9 protein-coding genes are annotated in these 17,645 nt (G+C 52.4%); all 9 read right to left on the bottom strand.

The genetic code is table 11. The features are described 5' to 3' along the window. Positions 1-5: 5 nt before the first annotated feature. The 9 genes from R2103_RS11215 to vgrG are packed head-to-tail and all read right to left on the bottom strand — an operon-like array spanning position 6 to position 17,645. A complete protein-coding gene (locus R2103_RS11215; RefSeq protein ID WP_317531484.1) occupies positions 6-1,349 on the bottom strand; it encodes an ATP-binding protein in 1,344 nt (447 codons plus the stop codon). A gap of 34 nt (positions 1,350-1,383) precedes the next feature. Then, positions 1,384-6,987: a contractile injection system tape measure protein gene (locus R2103_RS11220; RefSeq protein ID WP_317531485.1), complete on the bottom strand. Its 5,604-nt coding sequence runs from the start codon at positions 6,985-6,987 to the stop codon at positions 1,384-1,386. A gap of 4 nt (positions 6,988-6,991) precedes the next feature. Further along, complete coding sequence (locus R2103_RS11225) at positions 6,992-10,096, bottom strand: hypothetical protein (RefSeq protein WP_317531486.1); 3,105 nt, start codon at positions 10,094-10,096, stop codon at positions 6,992-6,994. After that, positions 10,083-10,412: a hypothetical protein gene (locus tag R2103_RS11230; RefSeq protein ID WP_317531487.1), complete on the bottom strand. Its 330-nt coding sequence runs from the start codon at positions 10,410-10,412 to the stop codon at positions 10,083-10,085. The genes R2103_RS11225 and R2103_RS11230 overlap by 14 nt, the downstream gene beginning before the upstream one ends. After that, positions 10,413-11,240, bottom strand: a complete 828-nt coding sequence (locus tag R2103_RS11235) for a hypothetical protein (protein WP_317531488.1) — start codon at positions 11,238-11,240, stop codon at positions 10,413-10,415. It abuts the gene before it with no gap. Beyond that, on the bottom strand, positions 11,213-15,052 hold the full coding sequence (locus tag R2103_RS11240) for a baseplate J/gp47 family protein (protein ID WP_317531489.1): 3,840 nt from the start codon (positions 15,050-15,052) through the stop codon (positions 11,213-11,215). Before R2103_RS11240 ends, R2103_RS11235 begins: the two co-directional genes overlap by 28 nt. Before the next feature lie 13 nt (positions 15,053-15,065). Next, complete coding sequence (locus tag R2103_RS11245) at positions 15,066-15,491, bottom strand: GPW/gp25 family protein (RefSeq protein WP_317531490.1); 426 nt, start codon at positions 15,489-15,491, stop codon at positions 15,066-15,068. Between the two features lie 15 nt (positions 15,492-15,506). Next, positions 15,507-15,806 carry a PAAR domain-containing protein gene (locus R2103_RS11250; protein WP_121167321.1) on the bottom strand — a complete coding sequence of 100 codons (300 nt, stop codon included), beginning with the start codon at positions 15,804-15,806 and terminating at the stop codon, positions 15,507-15,509. 48 nt (positions 15,807-15,854) lie between these two features. Next, the gene (gene vgrG / locus R2103_RS11255) at positions 15,855-17,645 is read right to left on the bottom strand and encodes a type VI secretion system tip protein VgrG (protein ID WP_317531491.1); all 1,791 of its coding nucleotides are present in this window, start codon (positions 17,643-17,645) and stop codon (positions 15,855-15,857) included.

Here is a 17,645-nt window from a genome sequence, read left to right on the forward strand (position 1 = left end):
CATACTCACAGTGTTCGGCCTTCTTTTAGCAATTCTTTTATCACGCCTTTGATCAGGTCATCCTGAATAATCACATCGCGCTTCATCCGTATCGCTTGAATGGCGGCATAGCGCACCGCATTGGTAATAGCGCCGCCTGAAAGCTCATAGCTTTCCGCCAGCTTGGCCAAATCGGCGTCCGCCGCCAGCAACCGGCTGCCGGCAAACATACCTTGCCACAATCTTAAACGCTGGTCGGCATCCGGCATCGCAAAATGCACCGAGGTCTGGAAACGCCGCGCAAAGGCTTCGTCGATATTGGTTTTCAAATTGGTCGCCAGAATCACCACACCGGGATAATCCTCAACGCGCTGCAATAAATACGATACTTCCTGGTTCGCGTAGCGGTCATTCGAGCTGCTGGTTTGCGTTCTTTTACCGAATAACGCATCCGCCTCATCGAAAAAAAGAATCCAATTCTTGTTTACCGCTTGATCGAACACATTCGCCAGATTCTTTTCGGTCTCGCCGATATATTTGGATACCACCATCGACAGATCGATACGGTACACATCGACGCCGATGCTCGACCCGATCAAAGTGGCCGTCAACGTTTTTCCCGTGCCGGGCGGGCCGTAAAATAACGCGCGGTAACCCGGCTTGATATTTCGGCCCAGATTCCATTGCTGCAAAATGGTGTGCGAATGCCGCAGCCAGGTGTTGATATTGTCGATTTCATCCATCACTTCCGGATCCAGCACCAGATCGTCCCAAGTCAACGACGTGCTGATCAGCTTGGCCGGAAAATGAATACCGTAATCGGGTTTATCGTGACGCCCCAGCGTCAACCGGTTCAAATACTCCACCGTCATCATCAACATGGCGCTCAAAAAAGGCTCGCCGCTGGCGATATGTTCCACCTTGATAATCTGCTGTTTGGACAAGTAGTGATCGGGCTGAAACAGGCGCATCACGTCAAAACGCTTTGCCAAATCATCTCCCGCCAGAATAAAAACAGCCGTTTCGCAAGTGGGTAAAAATCCGCTGTGTCCCTTCCCTTTCCATCCGCCAAATTCGGTAAAACCGCGCGCGGTTTCCTGGTTATTGAGCAGGAATGTATCCAACACGTGCGGTTGAATATGCGGTAGCAGCGCTAGAATGATCACCAGGCGTTCATCGAATCCCATCGCATATTCCCGCACCAGCTGCGCGTATTCCGATTGCTCCTGAGTAATATCCGGTGGCGGTAACTGATGAATATCTTCAATAGCGCCTTCCCGGCAGAAATAAATATCACAGCGTGCTGCCAGCACCGCCTTGAACCAGGCTATTTCTTTTTCCAGCGCAGCTGCGTTTGCACGACTTTCCATCGCTGACTATGCTTCCCTTGTAAGACTCATCCGATTAGCGCCAGGTGACATGAACCGCACGCTCCATCCAGCTGTGCTTGATGACGGAAAAACTCCACGGCAAACTATCCAGCAGCATATCAAACACGCCGGGCTCGACCGTCAAATACCACATGCCATCCTCTTTTAATTGCAACTTCCCTTTACGCCGCAGGAATGTCTCGCGTAAACCGCTGATGGAGGTATTACCGATGGTTTTCCAGTTCTGAATCATGCCGCGGATCAGCCCTTCGATCGTTTCCTGTTCCTGCGCACTGATAGCGATTTCCCGGCAGATTGGAATGCCGGTCGATACGCCGCATAGAATTTTGTTCAGTGTCAGCTGATATTCCGGCGATTGCGTTTGCTCGTTGACCATGAACTGCAGCAAATGCACCGCACGCTCGGCTGCTTGGCGATCGGCAAAAGAGCCCTCCTCGGCCAGTTTCAGCATGCTGAAAAGCCGCGGCAAATACGGTGCTGCCAATACCTGCCCGGCATTATCGATATAAATTTCCTCGGTGACACCGGTCGATTCAGTTCTATTCAGCAAGGCATCCCAATCGATGGCCGCTGCTTGCTCAACCGTCAACGGTGGATTGACTCCGGTTTCGGCCAGTGGATTTTCCTTTCCGCTGTACGGCGACTCAGCCGGGGTTTCGATCACTGTCTGTAACAATAAATGAATCGCAGCAGCAGTTTTATTCCCTGCCAGCGCTTCATACCAAGTTCGTAGCGAGATCTGCGCATCGGTTTCGTCCGATACGCCGTGTGCGAGCGCCTGCAAGTAGGCCGCCGGTGTGATCTCAGCGGCATCCAGAGTCAGCAGATAACGCAGGCTGGCGGCCCATAAGCGCTGTTGCCACTGTTTCTGATTTTTTTGTCCGCTTAACCCGCTCACCCGGTAAAGCTTGTCTGTCTGCGCCAGCAAGTGCTCATTCAGCACGGCCGCTTGTGGCGCCAACAGGTAAGCAATATCCATCCGTATGGATTGCGGTAGTTTATCCACCCAGTCGGGTACGGCAATCGTGCGCAATATGCTGCGTAATCGTTGCCTGCGTTCAGCCGGTTGAATGCTTGTTTCTATGGCTGCGCGATGGGCATCGATCAGTTGTGCCTCGTACAAGGCTGCGAGTACTGTTGCGTACAGTGTTTCGTCGCCTGGCCGGGAATGTTGTTTCGTTGATTGCTGCGAAGCTGATCCGGTTGCTGATTCCGCTTCCGCTTGTTTGGCTTGTTTGGCTAGTTCGTTCCAATCTTCACCGGTATTACTGAGCCGGGAGGGTGCCTGCTGTGATTGGATTGCAATCGCTTCCAAGTCGATTTCCCGGTCGTGCAATAACTCTTCCAGCAGCAACCGGTAGTAGGCTTGCCGGTTACTGACGCGATCCGCGTGCTGCTCTATCGCTTGCAGAAAAGTGAGCCGGTCGGTAGTGTCACCGGCGGATTCCAAGTGCAGTAGTTGTTCAATCAGGCTGTGCAACTCGAATGCATCCAGTTGCGCCGGATAATTGGTTGCGAAGCGTTGCTGAAGCTGCCGGTAAACAGCGTTTGCTTCGCTTTCCGGGTTCAGCGCCTGAACGGAATGCGGGATTTCTTCTACTGTCCGCTGCCGTGCCGGTGCGCCGCCGATGAGGGTTCGCAATAACGTCGCTATCGCGCCGCCGGTTTCGCTGTGTTCCAGCGCTGCGTACCAGGCACGGAGCGTTGTATGTAAGTCAGTTTCTTCCGGAGAAACAGCGCGCACAAGCGCTTGCAAGTAGGCGGACGGATCGATCTCTGTGCCGGTTCCGGACAACAGATAATCCAGACTCGCGCCCCACAGCCGCTGCTTCCAGTGTTTCTGCATTGTTTTTTGGGGCGATCCGGGCAGCCGGTACAGGACTGTGCTATGCGCCAGCAGGCGTTCGAATAGCAGCGCCGCAGGCGGCGACAGCCAGTAGCTGATATCGAGCAGAACTGGTTGCGGCAATTCAAGCAGCCGGGGTTTGATTTGCGGCGATTGCAGCAAACGTTGCAACCGTTGCTGCCGCTCCACCATTTGCAGCCGCAGCACGCTCGAAGCAAAGCCTGCGTCGATCAGCTTCACCTGTTGCAGCGCTAATAGGATGCGGGAATACAGTTCCTCATGCACCGGCTGGGATCGTTTTGCTTCAGCGGGTTGTGCAGTGATCTGCGGCAATCTGGTTTCTTCTATATTTTCAGTTTCTCTTGCCGCCTGCGGTTTTGCCGGTTCACGGTGTACCGTGTCCGTTTGCCCCTTTGCCTGAGTGCTCACAGTGAGGTCTCTCAGTAGTGTATGCAACGCACCGGGAGTGTTACGCTGCGCCAGTGCTTCATGCCAAACCTGTAGCGTGATCTGCGCGTCGGTCTCACCCGATACATCGCATGCGAGTGCATGCAAGTAAGCCGCCGGTGTGATCTCGGCGGTGTTCAGGGTCAACAAATAACGCAGGCTGGCCGTCCATAAGCGCTGTTCCCATTGCTTCCGGCTGCTTTGTTCAATCCAGGCAGCCGCCCGGTATAGCGTATCCGCGTGCGCCAGTAGATGTTCATTCAGTACTGCCGCTGGCGGGGCTAACAAATAGACAATATCCATCCGGGCCGATTGCGTCAGCTGATTCACCCAGTCGTGTACGGCTATCGCACGCAATGCAGTCAGTAACCGTTGTCTGAGGTTCGCAGGCTGAATACCTTCTTCCATAACCGCGAGACGCTCATGAATCAGCCCTATTCTGCGCAGTTCCGCCATGACGGTGACATACAGTGTCTCAAAACCGGTTCGGGATTGCGGCGCCATTGGTTGGAAAGTTGGTCCGGTGCTCACCGGTTCGGCTGTGATCGGCTTATCCTGATTTTTATGGGTAGGATCGTTTTCAGGCAATGTCTGCTGCTGTAACGCTGCAATCGCTTTCGGATCAATTTTCCGTTCTTCTACCCGGTTTTCCGGCAGATGCTGAAAGTCAGCCGTTTGCGTTTTATCATCGGCTTCGCCTTGCGCCAACGCTTCATACCAAGCCCGTAGTGTGATCTGCACACCAGTCTCATCCGATACGCCGCGTGCGAGTGCCTGCAAGTAGATCGCCGGTGTGATATCAGCGGTGTCCAGGGTCAACAGATACCGCAGGCTAGCGGCCCATAAACGCTGTTGCCATTGCTGCCGGTTATTTTGTCCGGTTACCCGGTAAAGCTTGTCTGTCTGCGCCAGCAGGTGTTCATTCAGCACCGCCGCTTGTGGCGCCAGCAGGTACGCGATCTCCATCCGTATGGATTGCGGCAGTTTGTTCACCCAGCCGGGTACAGCTATCGTGCGCAGTGTCATGCGTAACCGTTGCCTGAGCTCAGCCGGTTGGTCGTCTGTTTCAACTGTTACATGACGCGCGTCGATCAGCTGTGCCTCGCGCAAGGCTGCGATTACTGTTGCATACAGTGTTTCGTCGCCTGCCGGGAAGGGTTGTTTGGTTGATTGTTGTGCAGTGAATCCGGTTGCTGATTCCGTTTCGGTTTGCTTGTCTTGCTTGTCTTGTTTGTTCCAGTCTACCGGGGTATCACTGAACCGGGAAGGTGTTTGCTGCGACTGGATTGCAATCGCTTCCAGGTCGATTTCCCGGTCATGCAGTAGCTCTTCCAGCAGCAACCGGTAGTAGGCTTGCCGGTCACTGACTTGATCGGCATGTTTCTCTATCGCCTGCAGGAAAGTGCGCCGGTCGGCAGTGTCGCTGGCGGATTCCATCCGCAGCAGATGTTCAACCAAGCTGTGCAATTCGATTGCGTCCAGTTGCGCTGCCGTTACATCGTAGCGGCGGCTGCGCAGGTCTTGATACAGTTGCCGCAGTTGCGCCGGGTAACCGGTTGCTAACGTTTCCAGCAGCGTGCGTAGGCTGTACTGCCCAGCAGCCGGTTGACCGGTCGCGAAACGTTGCTGGAGTTGCCGGTAAGCAGCATGTGCTTCGCTTACTGAGTTTAACTCCTGAACGGAATGCGGGGTTTCTTCTGCTGTCTGCTGCCATGCCGGTGTGCTGCTGATGAGCGTTCGCAATAACGCCGCTATCGCGCTGCCGGTTTGGCTGCGTTCCAGCGCTACGTGCCAGGCGCGCAGGGTTGTCTGTAAGTTCGCTTCTCTTGAAGAGACAGCGCGCACGAGCGTTTGCAAGTATACGGCCGGATCAATCCCTGTCGCGGTTTCGGACAACAGATAATCCAGATTCGCACTCCATAGCCGCTGCTTCCACTGTTTCTGCGTTGTTTTCCCGGACGATCCGGGCAGCCGGTACAGGGCGGCGCTGTGCGCCAGCAGACGTTCGATCAGCAACGCCGCTGGCGGTGACAGCCAGTAGCCGATGTCCAGCAGAACCGGTTGCGGCAACTGGAACAGCTGGGGTTTTATTTCTGGCGATTGCAGTAAGCGCTGCAACCGTTGCCGCCGTTCAGCCGCTTGCAACTGCAACACGCTCGAGGCAAAACCTGCGTCGATCAGCTTCGCCTGTTGCAGCGCTGCTATGATGCGAGAATACAATGCTTCATGCGCCGGCTGGGTTTGTTTTACTTTAGCGGGTTGTGCAGTGCTCTGCGAGTGTTGTGCCTCTTCTTGCCTGCACCCATTTTCTGTTCCTTTTATCTTGTCTCGTGCCGCATCCTGATGATCATTCCGGCGCGCTGGCAAGACCGAGCTTTCCGTGGAATCTGTATGCAAATTCCTTGCATAGGCATTTTCCATGGCCAGCAATGCGTCATACAGTAAGCTGCCGGTTTTCCCTTCGTTACGAGACTGCGCGGCGAATTGACGGATTCTTTTCAGCAGGGAGAGCGATTCTCGCGCTTGCAGCGGTGCAATTTCCCGGAAAAGGCGATCCAGCACAGTCACCCCATTATCCGCAGGCTGGCCGTGTTGCAGCAGTATTGCCAAGAGCTTTTCCCATACGGCATTGACCGCCTGTGTTTGAGCGGCTGGCATGGCATCCATGTCTGATATTGCCCGTTGATATAGCCGCAGGAAATCCAGCAGCGGATGCGCATGATCCGGCGTGATACGGCTTAAAACATCCTCCAAGGCACGGTGCGGAAACTGCGAAACCAAGCGGTTAATCACTACTGTTCTTTCCGCCGATGGCAAGCGTTTGAGCAGATGTACCCAAGCTGCGCTGGCGCTGTGCTCGCGCAGTATTTGCTGGAGCATTTTTTCGTGCGCATGCCGGTCCGCCGTGTCCATATACCAAGGCATCCGGCCCGTCAGCAAAAAATCCTGTAGTTTTTCCAAATCCGTCTGGATTGTACTTAACCGCTGTACCGGTAATTGCGCTGGCAACGTCTTGACCGGCATCGATCCGGATTGCGCCAAATTGCTTTGCAGCGCACGCAACTGATCACTCAATTCTTCCTGCACGCGCTGAACCAGCTCAGCATAAAAATCCACGCCGGGAATATCGCCCAGGTCAATTTCCACCCGATCCAAGCGCCAGACCGCACCGGTTTCATCGAATTCATCCAGGATTGAATCGATGGCGGGCAGCAACTTTACTGTCAGGAAAGCATTCATTTCCGGCTCGTGTTCATTGGCTAACGAGAGAGAATCGAACGAACAGTCAAAAATAAATTCATCAATGCGGTGCGCTCTCGACATAGTATTAAAGCCAGCATTCACAATCTGCTTCTCCTCTGTTCTTCAGCAGAAAAGAGATGATTCGTTCCGATGCTCTGTTTAATGGCTTGAAATTATCCTGATGATGATCGAGGTTCGCCTGCTGCAAACAAAATAACCAAGTTTTATAGCGTTGCTCGAAATCCTGCATAGGGACAAAGTCGAGCCAGTAAAACTCGGGGAGAATATGCGCGGGGAGATTCTTGATCACCGTTTCCTCGGCAAATTTACGGAATGCCGTATTTGCAAACCTTGCTGTCCAGGATGGAAAGATCACGCTGACGCGGAAATCAAAAAAATCTTCAGTGCCGGGGATACCGGCCACAACCTCTTCCCCCCGGGGCCGCAGCAGCACGTGTTCGATCATATGAAAACTCTCGCACGCGATATTCAACTGTGTGATCGCGTTGCAGAACTCATGCGCGTACCGAACCGCTTCATCCCGGTTGCGTTTGCGGCTCAGCGGCCACAAGCGGGCATTCTGTCCGGACTTCAAGCACACGGCGGTATATTCCCTGGTGCTGATCAGGCGGAAATTTTTTATCTCGACTCCATCCTTAAAAACGCCGTAACCAAACGGCGGGAGCTTTGCGGGAATGGCAATTCCGGCAAATTTTTCTTGCTCGAACACGATCGGAATCGCACGATCTTCCATTTTCTCCGGTAAAAATTGCACATGTTCCGCCAGAATATGATCGGGAATCAGACGGCTGTTTCTTCCAATGAGAACATCGGTAATCAATGCAATGCGATCGAATGACTGCAATCCCAGCAGAATACTGATCCGTTTATGCGCACCGGCGAGATTCTCTTCCAGCTCACCATGATGAGCGTGCAATACCGGTTTCAAGTAGTTAAAACCCTTCGCCCGGTCACGCGTGATTTCCCGGATGCATTTCAGATAATTGATTTTGTTTTCGATCACCCACTTGCCTGGATCGGCGCGCCGGTAACAATCGAATTGCTGCAATGAGCGTTGCGGATATTGCTCGCCATACATCGCCAATACCGTATCCAGCACGCGATTCCTGCGCTCAGAAAAGTCATCATGATTCGCCAGAATACCGGCAAGAACGGTTTGGCTATACTGCTTGCCGCCCGCATACAGCGATTCGATACCGGGAATATTCCGGTCATCGAGAAACTGGGAAAAATAGGACTGTTCCAGCCCGGAATCGAGCGAAAACAAGCGCGGCATTTCTTGCAGATGCTTCAAGTAATCCGCCATCAATTGCTCGTACGGAAAGAGATATGCTTTGAGCTGCTTTGCCTTTGCTTTTACGCCGGGTGATTCCGATTGCGGAATACCGTAACGGTTAATCCCGTAAATGGCCGGAAAATGATTCTGAATCGAGTAATAATCGGGCGATACCCGCCGCTCTCCTTTGGGTAGCGGAATTAAATGCGCAAACGACGGGCGGTTATTTCTGAATGCATGGTATGCAAAAATTAATTTTTTCAGTTCCAGACGCGTTTCTTCCAGCAACGCTTCGTCTTGCGCATTCTCGTAGGGCGTAAACCCCGCCTTGCCGTCATGATTCTTGCGGCTCACATCCTGAGGAAGCACCAGCCGCAATAGTTGTTTCGGTTTGCCGGATTTGGGGAAGCACAAATCGGGAAATTCGTAGCGCGATGAGTCATAGGAAATACTGGTGAACTTCTTGTTTTCCTGGTTAATCAGGTACAAATCGTGCACCTTGTTCACACCGTCGATTTGACTGATCAGGGCAATCAAATCGACTACGCTAAGAATCTCCTCCGCGCCTTCAAAGCACCGGTCGCTGATAAAACCGTGCCGTGTCAGCGGGCCGGAAAAAATCTGCTCGTAATTGCCCGCCTGGCTCAGAATCGATTCATAGCGGTCAATCTGAATGCCGGAAGAAATATAGTGGGCGCATTGGAGGAAGATTTCGGCATAAATTTTGGCGCGATTGTGAGCCGGTTGTATTTCGATCTCGCCCGCCAGAAAATAGGGTATCGTGTGGATAATTTCGGCGCGATGAATATCTTCGCAAAGATTGCGATGCGCGGCAAAAACAGAGTGGATTTTTTGTATGACCGCCTTTTCATCGAGTTTCCCGGTGCGTTGATCCGGCGTATCAATTTCCGAAAACAAGCCGTCGCCGATTCCCGCCAATATGTTATCCAGTCTGGATAACACACCCTCGAAGCGCGACAAGGGAATGGCCAGCTTCGCCAGCAACTCGCCGCCATTGGCTATCCAATCATCCGGGTTTGATTCGATCGCAGCCAGGATATTATTTAACGCATCGTTGAGTTTCGCATAATGGAATACCGCATCCAATTTGAACAACACTTCGTTCAACCGGCTACTCAAATCCGCGCTGAGCGATGAGTCCATCATGACCGACCAGATGGAGCCGATCTTGCTCCAGATATCGTCGACACTCGATAAACTCGCATCCAGCTGATGCAGGATATCGCCTATTTGCTCAGCCAGTTGCTCGGATGCCGGGAACGGCAAGTCAATATCAGCCGCAAAATCGTACCCACGTTTCAAGTTTTCGTGGCAGGCATCCAGTTGATGGCCGAGTTGATCCAGCAGCGAACGGACATGCTCCGAAGCGGCATTGATCCGTTCCAGCTTACCGGATAGTTCGCTCAGACTCTCGCTCTGTTTGGGTGGATCCGCCCGGCTTTGAATCAGCTCATCGTCAAGCTTCACAAATATGGTGTAAAGACCTGCATTCTCTTCCGTTGCGCTGGGTTCGAGCCAGACATAATCGATTTCCGGAATAGCGTCGTAGAGAATTTTTTGATAATCGATTCCGGTTACTGCGGCGCTGGGAAGAATTTCTTCCGGCGAGTAGAGCGCTTGCTGCTGATAATCGATCGTTCCTTTTTCACCGGTCAAATAATCCGGGACGGTAAATCCGGAACGGTAAGACAGATCGGTCAACCCATAGCAGAGTTGTTCCAGAATCGTGACGCCGGGATCATGCAGGTTATAGTCGGTCCAGATGTCACCGGATAATTCCTGCACCTTACCGATGGCTTCCTTGCGTAACGTTTCAAAATCCAATCCATCGGGATCGATCCGGATACGCGGTATTTGCTCAGAGGCCGGCATACTCTTGCGAAGCTGCGAATGAATGCGGGTTGCTCAATTGCGCTTGGATTTGCTGATTTAAACCGGTCAGCAATGCATGGACGCGATGATAAGGCAAATTTCCCAATGCCTTGATGGCCAGTGACAGTTCCGCTTCGGCAAACACAAAGCGCTGCGGTTCCTGCGGCGCGATACCCGGCGCAAACAATGCATTGGCTTGCTGATTTAATTTACCGATCAGTTCGAATACGGATTTGAACGGCAGCTCGGCCAGCGCTTCCAGCAGCAGATTACCTTCCTGCAAGCTCAAATGAATGACTAGCATGCGCGCGGACATTTATTTGTCTTCCTGTCTTTTGCGTAAAACCTTGGGGTACGCCGATTCCGGCTCTTTTTCGCTTTCATACATCACCGGGTCATACCATAACCGGGTAATGTAATAATTCACCCAGATCTTGTCACCGTATGACGATTCCACACGAAGTTGCAGCGTGTATTCAAAGTTTTCGATATTCGCGCCGCGCTCCCAGCGTAATTCCAAGCGATTGCACTTTGCGCCATAGTGCGCCTGATGATAGGTGATGTGGCTCTTGTCGTTATAGGCATTGAGCGCAAAAGCATGCATCAAGGCGTACTTGCCGTCGGCATCCTTACCACCGACACCGGCCATCACTTCGAAGGCCTGACAGCCGGTCAGCGTTTCGGTGATATCGTGCCAGTTTCCATCCGCGGGTACCGGCAGCTCTCCGCGGCGTCCGACTCTGCCATGCGAAGCGATGGTACCGGCGACATCCAGTTCAAAGCGGGGATTATCGGTATTGATACCGACACCGGCTTTTACCGCATCGCCGGACTCGGCGTTGCTGCCATCGGTGCTGCGCAATGTCAGAATATGCGGGTTATTTTTATTACCGAAGCTCAAATTTCCCGTTGCATTATCGATACCGGCAGACCACATGGGGCTGAGCGTCGCCATGCTCTGATAAAAACTCATCAGCTTGCCGTCACCCAGCTGAAAAATTTTCAACCCCTCTTCGGCTGTCTTCTCGAATCCATCATCAATCAGATTCAGCGTCGAATCGATTAAATCGGCAAATGCCACTTCAGAAGGCATCCTGCCGTTCTTGAATTTGGCTTCTAGTGTTTTTCTATCTTTTCGCGCCATTTTTCGTCAGAAATTATAAAAGTACTGCCAATTTCGAGTTCGCCGATGCCGGTCATTTCCGGCTCGATTAAATCGTAGCGATCGTCCATCTCGATAAAATGCTGCTGGATAGGCGCCACGATACTCCAGGGATATACCGGAACAATATCTTTCACTTCCGAATCCTCCGTTTTATCGGCGCTATCAAACAGATCGAAATAGTCTTCACCCGCCGGTGCAATACGCAGTATCGAAAGATTGGTAACACGATCGACATAATCGAGGCTCTGAATAAAAGACTCAATCTCATGTTTACTGACCATCCAGCCAAAGTGGCGGGTATATCCCACGGTCTCGTTCCACGGCGACAGAAAATCCGATATCGCCCGGTTCAACCGCTCCAGATACATACCGGCCAGTAATGGATTTTTCAGCTTGACCGTGCAGCGCACCTGGATGACTTCGTACACCGGGTTAAGGATATGCGCGGTCACAAACGGCGGCACATACTGGTTGATAAAATCCTGTATTTCTTCAATCAGGTGGCCATTCAGCAGCGGTTTCTGCGTGACGCTTTCATTCCGGGCGAGATAAGGCACCACCACAATCAGCACATGACCGGGACTGAAGCGCTGCTTGAACACAAAATCAGGGTTCATGCCGGGAAAACACTTCACCTTATAGATTTGCGGAAACTGCTCCAGTATCAGCAACTCATAATCGGCTGGCAGCAACGCGCGCTTCTTATGCCTCAACCGCTCGCTGACGCGGATGCGCAGCTGAGCGCGGTCTTCCGCCAAACGGCCGCCAAAAGAGGGTTGAATTTGTTTGACGGCGCCTATGCCCGGAATTGATTTGCGCGCACGCAACACCGCACCGGCAGGCAAGCGGATGGTATTGCCGGGCACGGCATCCTGTTCCAGATACCGGCTGGCTCTTAACGCCTGCGCATGGATTGAATACAAACTGCAAAATTTGTCCAGATCGTGATCGGACGACACCCGCAACCAGGATAATCCGGCCGGTAATACGGTATTATCCTGGGAAATATCCGCCGGAATATTCAACGTGATAATTCCCGACCGCATGAACCGCTGCGTGGAATCGGATACGATTTCTTTAGCGCTGAGCGGAAACCATTGGTTATCCGCCAGATAAAACCACTGCATTTCCTTCAGCGAATCAGCTTCTATCGGCAATGAGTTCTCACGCAAATAAAAATAAAGCGTAATCACACCACCGCCGGTCAATCCTTTCAAACCGATCAGCAAATTCCCGGAGTGGAGAAATTGCGGCAATAAATAATTCGCTTGATCGGCTCGCACAGTGACATTCTTCCACCCCAGCGGATGCAAATAGATCATTCTTTCCCGCAGCGCTGCAACGCAATTGACTTCTTCCTTGCCCATGATCATTTGCGCAGAAGCTTTATAGTTGACTGCGATGGATGTAATCATCGGTGTGTACGGCGGATTTGGCACGCGTTTAAGAAACTTGGCATGTTTCTGTTTAGCGTTGAAAGTCAGTACATTAGCCAATTCCGTGGGATAATCGCGATGACCGAATGCTGGCCCCGGCCCCGTCAGGGTGAATTTGAAGAAACCGCGATGGGTGGAGGGCGTGTAACCAAATTCTGTCAAAGCATTGCGATATTCAACAGGACTCCAATAGGAAATGACCGGTGCGCACGACAATTTACGGTACGCGCTGACTTCGCTGCCGCCATCCAAACCGGTTTTAATGTGAAACAGGGAACTGACAACCGCCGCTTTGGCATTCTCCGGCAGCCATTTGCCATTGGACAGTACCGTTGTGCTGACGCGGAAGTCGGTATCGTCGAATGTTTCATAGCCCTGGTAATGGGTTTTAAAACCGCCGATACCGGCAGGCAAACCGCCCCACTGGATTTCGACGTTGAAATCCGATAATTGCTTTCCGGCTGCTTCCGGGCATCCCACGATCAGATACGAACCAACCTCCGGCAGCGGACCAAACGGCGCAAACGGCGCGAGCGGGGATAATTGTCCGATGTTATTGTGCAATTGCACCGTGCGGCATCCTTCCACCGCGACATCGATGCGGATCCGCTCCAACTCGAGCTTGCTCAGAATCCCATAGGGATATAAGTAGCTCTTGGGATTCAAAACCAATCGCACCACAGGCAATCCGGTTTCATAACCCTCGCCGTGAATTTTGCAATCGTAGGGAACGACCGCCGGAAAGTTTTCCGGCAGGAAAAAAGTCAGCGTCAGGCTGTTTTCTACTTGTTGCTGCGCAATGCCTGAATAGGATGGCAGATATTCCGCGATCTCCCGCCATCCGCCTGAGGTCGACAAGCTGATGATGAAAATATCCCGGAATGCTTTAAAAAAAGCTTGCTGCTCGAGGATCGGCGTTATTTCACCGGCGCTGCCGGACGGTTGCATGGTTGCCGCGATTTTCCGGATCCATTGTTCCAGAGTGATTCCCGGTCCAGCGGCGTATTTCATGTGAATAGAGACCGTACGGCGTCCTTCTTGCAGCCACAGCGCCTTGCTGGCCAGCGCGAATCCGATGCGGGCATGCTGCAGCAGAATGGTTTCCTCACCTTCTTTCGGCGCGCCGAATAATGGGTATGCCGGGAGATTTTCGCCGTTCAGCACACTATCGCCGCTTAAAACCGGCACGTCGTTCAACCAGCCGCCGGTAGGGATCTGCCGGGTGATCGCACTGGCTCGATCATTCAACACGACCGATTCGTTCAAACCATTTTCGGGAAAATTCAGCGGATCGCGCTTAAAAAATAACGTATGAATAGCGCTCACCGAGGCATCGTTTATCAGGACATCGTCGTCAGCGGTATAAACAATATCCTGCTTGTTCTCATCCTTACCGGCGAGAAATTCCGTTCCTTTCGGTATCAATACGGTGTGATTCTTTTTGTTCGGAACGAGCGCCAAATAAACATGATCGGGTGTGAAACCGCGCGGTTGAACCTTGAGCACCTGATCGTAATAAAAATCGACATAATTCAACGTGAAGCGATTAATTTTATTGTGCAGTTTCTGAAACAGCTGCAAGAAGGCAAGCAGCAATCCCGCGGCGGGTTCGTGATCCTTGCTGGTTAACGAAACGGACAATAATTTTTCCGCACTGCCTTGCACCATCTCAATGGCTTTGACAAACGCATAGAAACTGGACCGGATAGGAACGGCATCGGCCACATCAACCGTTGCATTGGCGTGACTGAGCGTGGTTTCTTCCGTCACTTGCAACAATGTCATTAAATCGCGGGAGAAAATCGTTTCGAGCGTGTGATGCGCGACATGCTCAGCCAAATATTGCCCGAGCACATCGATATCTTTCCTGAGTCCGGTAATAACGCTTTCCAACACCTTGCGCAATTCGGTACCGATGGCATTTTTTGTCCGCGACAGTAATTGCAGCCACCGGTCCAACAACCTGACCGCAGTATAAGACGACAGCATATGCTGGCTGATTTCTCTTGCGGACAATGCACGCAATGCCTTTGCCAATTCATCGTCAGCCGTATTGCTCTGAGCGGCGGCGGCGCCGGTCGCCAGCTTATCCAGATCAACAGCCAGAATCGTGGCAATGACAACCGTCTCGTCCAGTGAGAAAAAATGCGCCCAGGTTCCGTCTTCCCGGTTATTCAAGTTATAAAACTTCATCACTTGCGCATATTCAACCAGCAGCGCCAATAAGGTGTGAAAACGCATATCGGCGACGTTGAAATAATCCTTCTCCAGCGCCGGTAATAATCTTTTCTCCTGACTCTTACCGTCACTGATGTGCAGATGATATTGTGTTGACCAATCGGTGCGAAGCTTCATTCACCCAGAAACCCTATAATTTAACATTCGTGCCTTCAGTGAAATAAAACGGGTACACGATATTGTGGCGGTTATTTGTGGCTCGCACGATGTAGGCGATATTTATCTTGATCAGGCCATTCAAGATATCTTCACTGTTACCGGAGTCCACCCGGATATTTTCCACCACAACGCGAGGTTCAAAAAAAAGAATCGCGCGCTTGATCAGGTCAACCATGACCGTGACCGCCGTCTCATTGATCTCTTCAAAGACCTGACTTTTTAAACCACAGCCGTACGTGGGTTGCATCACGCGCTCACCGGGATTGGTCGACAGAAGGATATACAGACTTTCATGGATATCCTCTTCAGCCGACACTGTCCGCATCGATCCATATTGACCGAACTCAGGCGGAAATCCCCAGCCGGCTCCCAGGAATGATTTATCGTCGGCGCTCATCGCTTGGCCTCCATGCTAGCCGCCGATCATCACCGTCGGAAAACCCAGCACGATGGTACCGCCGTGCGCCGTTGTGTCGCCCATCCGGGCAGCCGGACGGTTGCTGATCATGACCGTCGCCGAGCCTTTCACAATACTGTCGGGCGGGCCGACGCAGACGCACATATCCCCTACCACGGCGGCCGGCATATTGCCGATCAATACAGTGGGCACGCAAGGACCGCTGATCGGGCCGCCCACATGAGGAATCGGCGGCACGCCCGGTGTTTGCATCGGGCAAGTATGCATATCGGTGATACGCGCGGCTGGGGGCATCGTTAAATTCCTTTCAAAACAATTGCAATCCTGAGCATTCAATACAGCTTAATTGATCATCACAATAGCGCCTTTTACCGTGGTCTGGCCGCTGGCCGACAGCTCGGCGGTAGCGTTGCCTTTGGCGCTGAAACCGACGTTGGCTTGATGATTGATATTCAGTCCTTGATTCTTGATATCCGCTTTCGCCGTCAATTCGATATTGCTCACCGCGTCGATGGTTACCTTGCCCTTGGCGCTGATCTTGATGTCTTTCGGGCTGTCGATAGTAATGCCACTGGAATTGAGCTCGATTTTGTTGGAATTCTGGTCTTGCAGCAGAATCGATTTCTGATCATCACTGATGACGATTTTGTTATTGCCGGGTGTGGTTACGGTGATCACCTTCTTGTCGTCGTCGAATTCCAGCTTCAGCTTACTGCGCGTCACCACGGCTTTGGTGAAATTATCGGCGGTCAATTCGTAAGGCATTTTTTGTTTGCTGCTGTACAAACTGCCGAGAATGACCGGATGCGAAGGATCGTCGTTGAAGTATCCCAGCACCACTTCGTCGCCGATCTCCGGAATGAAGAAAGCGCCAATACCGCTGGAACCGTAGAAACTGGCCAACCGCGCCCACACGCCATCGGTCTCTGCCTGCAAAACCGGCACGGATACCTGAATCTTATATTGCCCTTCCGGATCGGCATCGAGCTTTTTCACCACACCGATGTGCAAACCGTTAACTCCGGGCACCCAGCCCGAAGCAAGCGGCGCCTCGGTTTTATACTGCTCGGCGAACCACTGCGGCGATAGGCCGAACTCAATTTCCGTCACCCAATTGCCCTGCCTGATGTCATGTTTCACCGCCGTCACCAGCACTTTGCCGTTAAAGCGGTTACCCACGCCTTTCAATTCAACCAGAGTACCAAGCTTCACTTTGGCGCTCCCTTGAAACGCCGCGTAACCTCGGATACGCGCCAGACCGGACTTGATTTGCTGCCCCTTGGCCCACCCGGTGAGCGAAGCATTCTCCAGCGGCGCATCGGTTTGCAGGCGGAAATAATCCGGCGCCATCACGCCCGCCAGAACACCCGCGGCGAGATCACCCTGACCGGTTAACTGTTCGGGACTCGCCTGCACTTCCTGCACGGCTTGGCTCGCTGGATCCCAGGCAATGCCTTTCACCACGGAAAATTGCGCAGCAGCATCGACATCCGCGCTGAACGCCATCAAATCGATACCGTACGTCAGGGTCAGAACCGCTTCACCATCAACCTGCGGCGCTTTGACCGTTACTTTTCCGGCATCGATCGTCACCAGAAAACCATTAACTTCCGCCCGCGTCAGCAAATAATCCCAGTCGCTGCAATAGTACTGCACCAGTTCCTTATAACTCACCGTCGTATCCGTCACATCGGAACTCAGTCCGCTGTGCGCGCCGATCAGCTTACTGATGATGTCGCTATCCTTCGAATCGACAAAATTGGCGTTCTTGCGGCCCACCGTCATGGCGACCGAGCTGTCCTTACACTGCACGATCAGCCGGGAAAAATTATCGCCGTCCATTTTTATGCCATGCTTGACGACAATACCTTTGAACACAATGCTCGTCTGATTGGCATAACCGGCATTGATCGTGATCACCGCGCCGGGTTTAAAATCATTCGCATCACTGACCGGAAATTTGTTGTTCGGCATATCCCCGTCCAGTAAAACGATCTTGGCGCTGGGAATTTTATTGACCCCGTACATGATTTCGATCGAAACGACCTGAATAGTATCGGCTATGGCATTGCCATCGCTCAAAATGGTCACCGATACGACACCCGTGCTGCCCGTTAATGGGGAATCTGCCAT

It is taken from the genome of Nitrosomonas sp. Is24, assembly GCF_033063335.1.
In the GTDB taxonomy this organism is placed as follows: domain Bacteria; phylum Pseudomonadota; class Gammaproteobacteria; order Burkholderiales; family Nitrosomonadaceae; genus Nitrosomonas.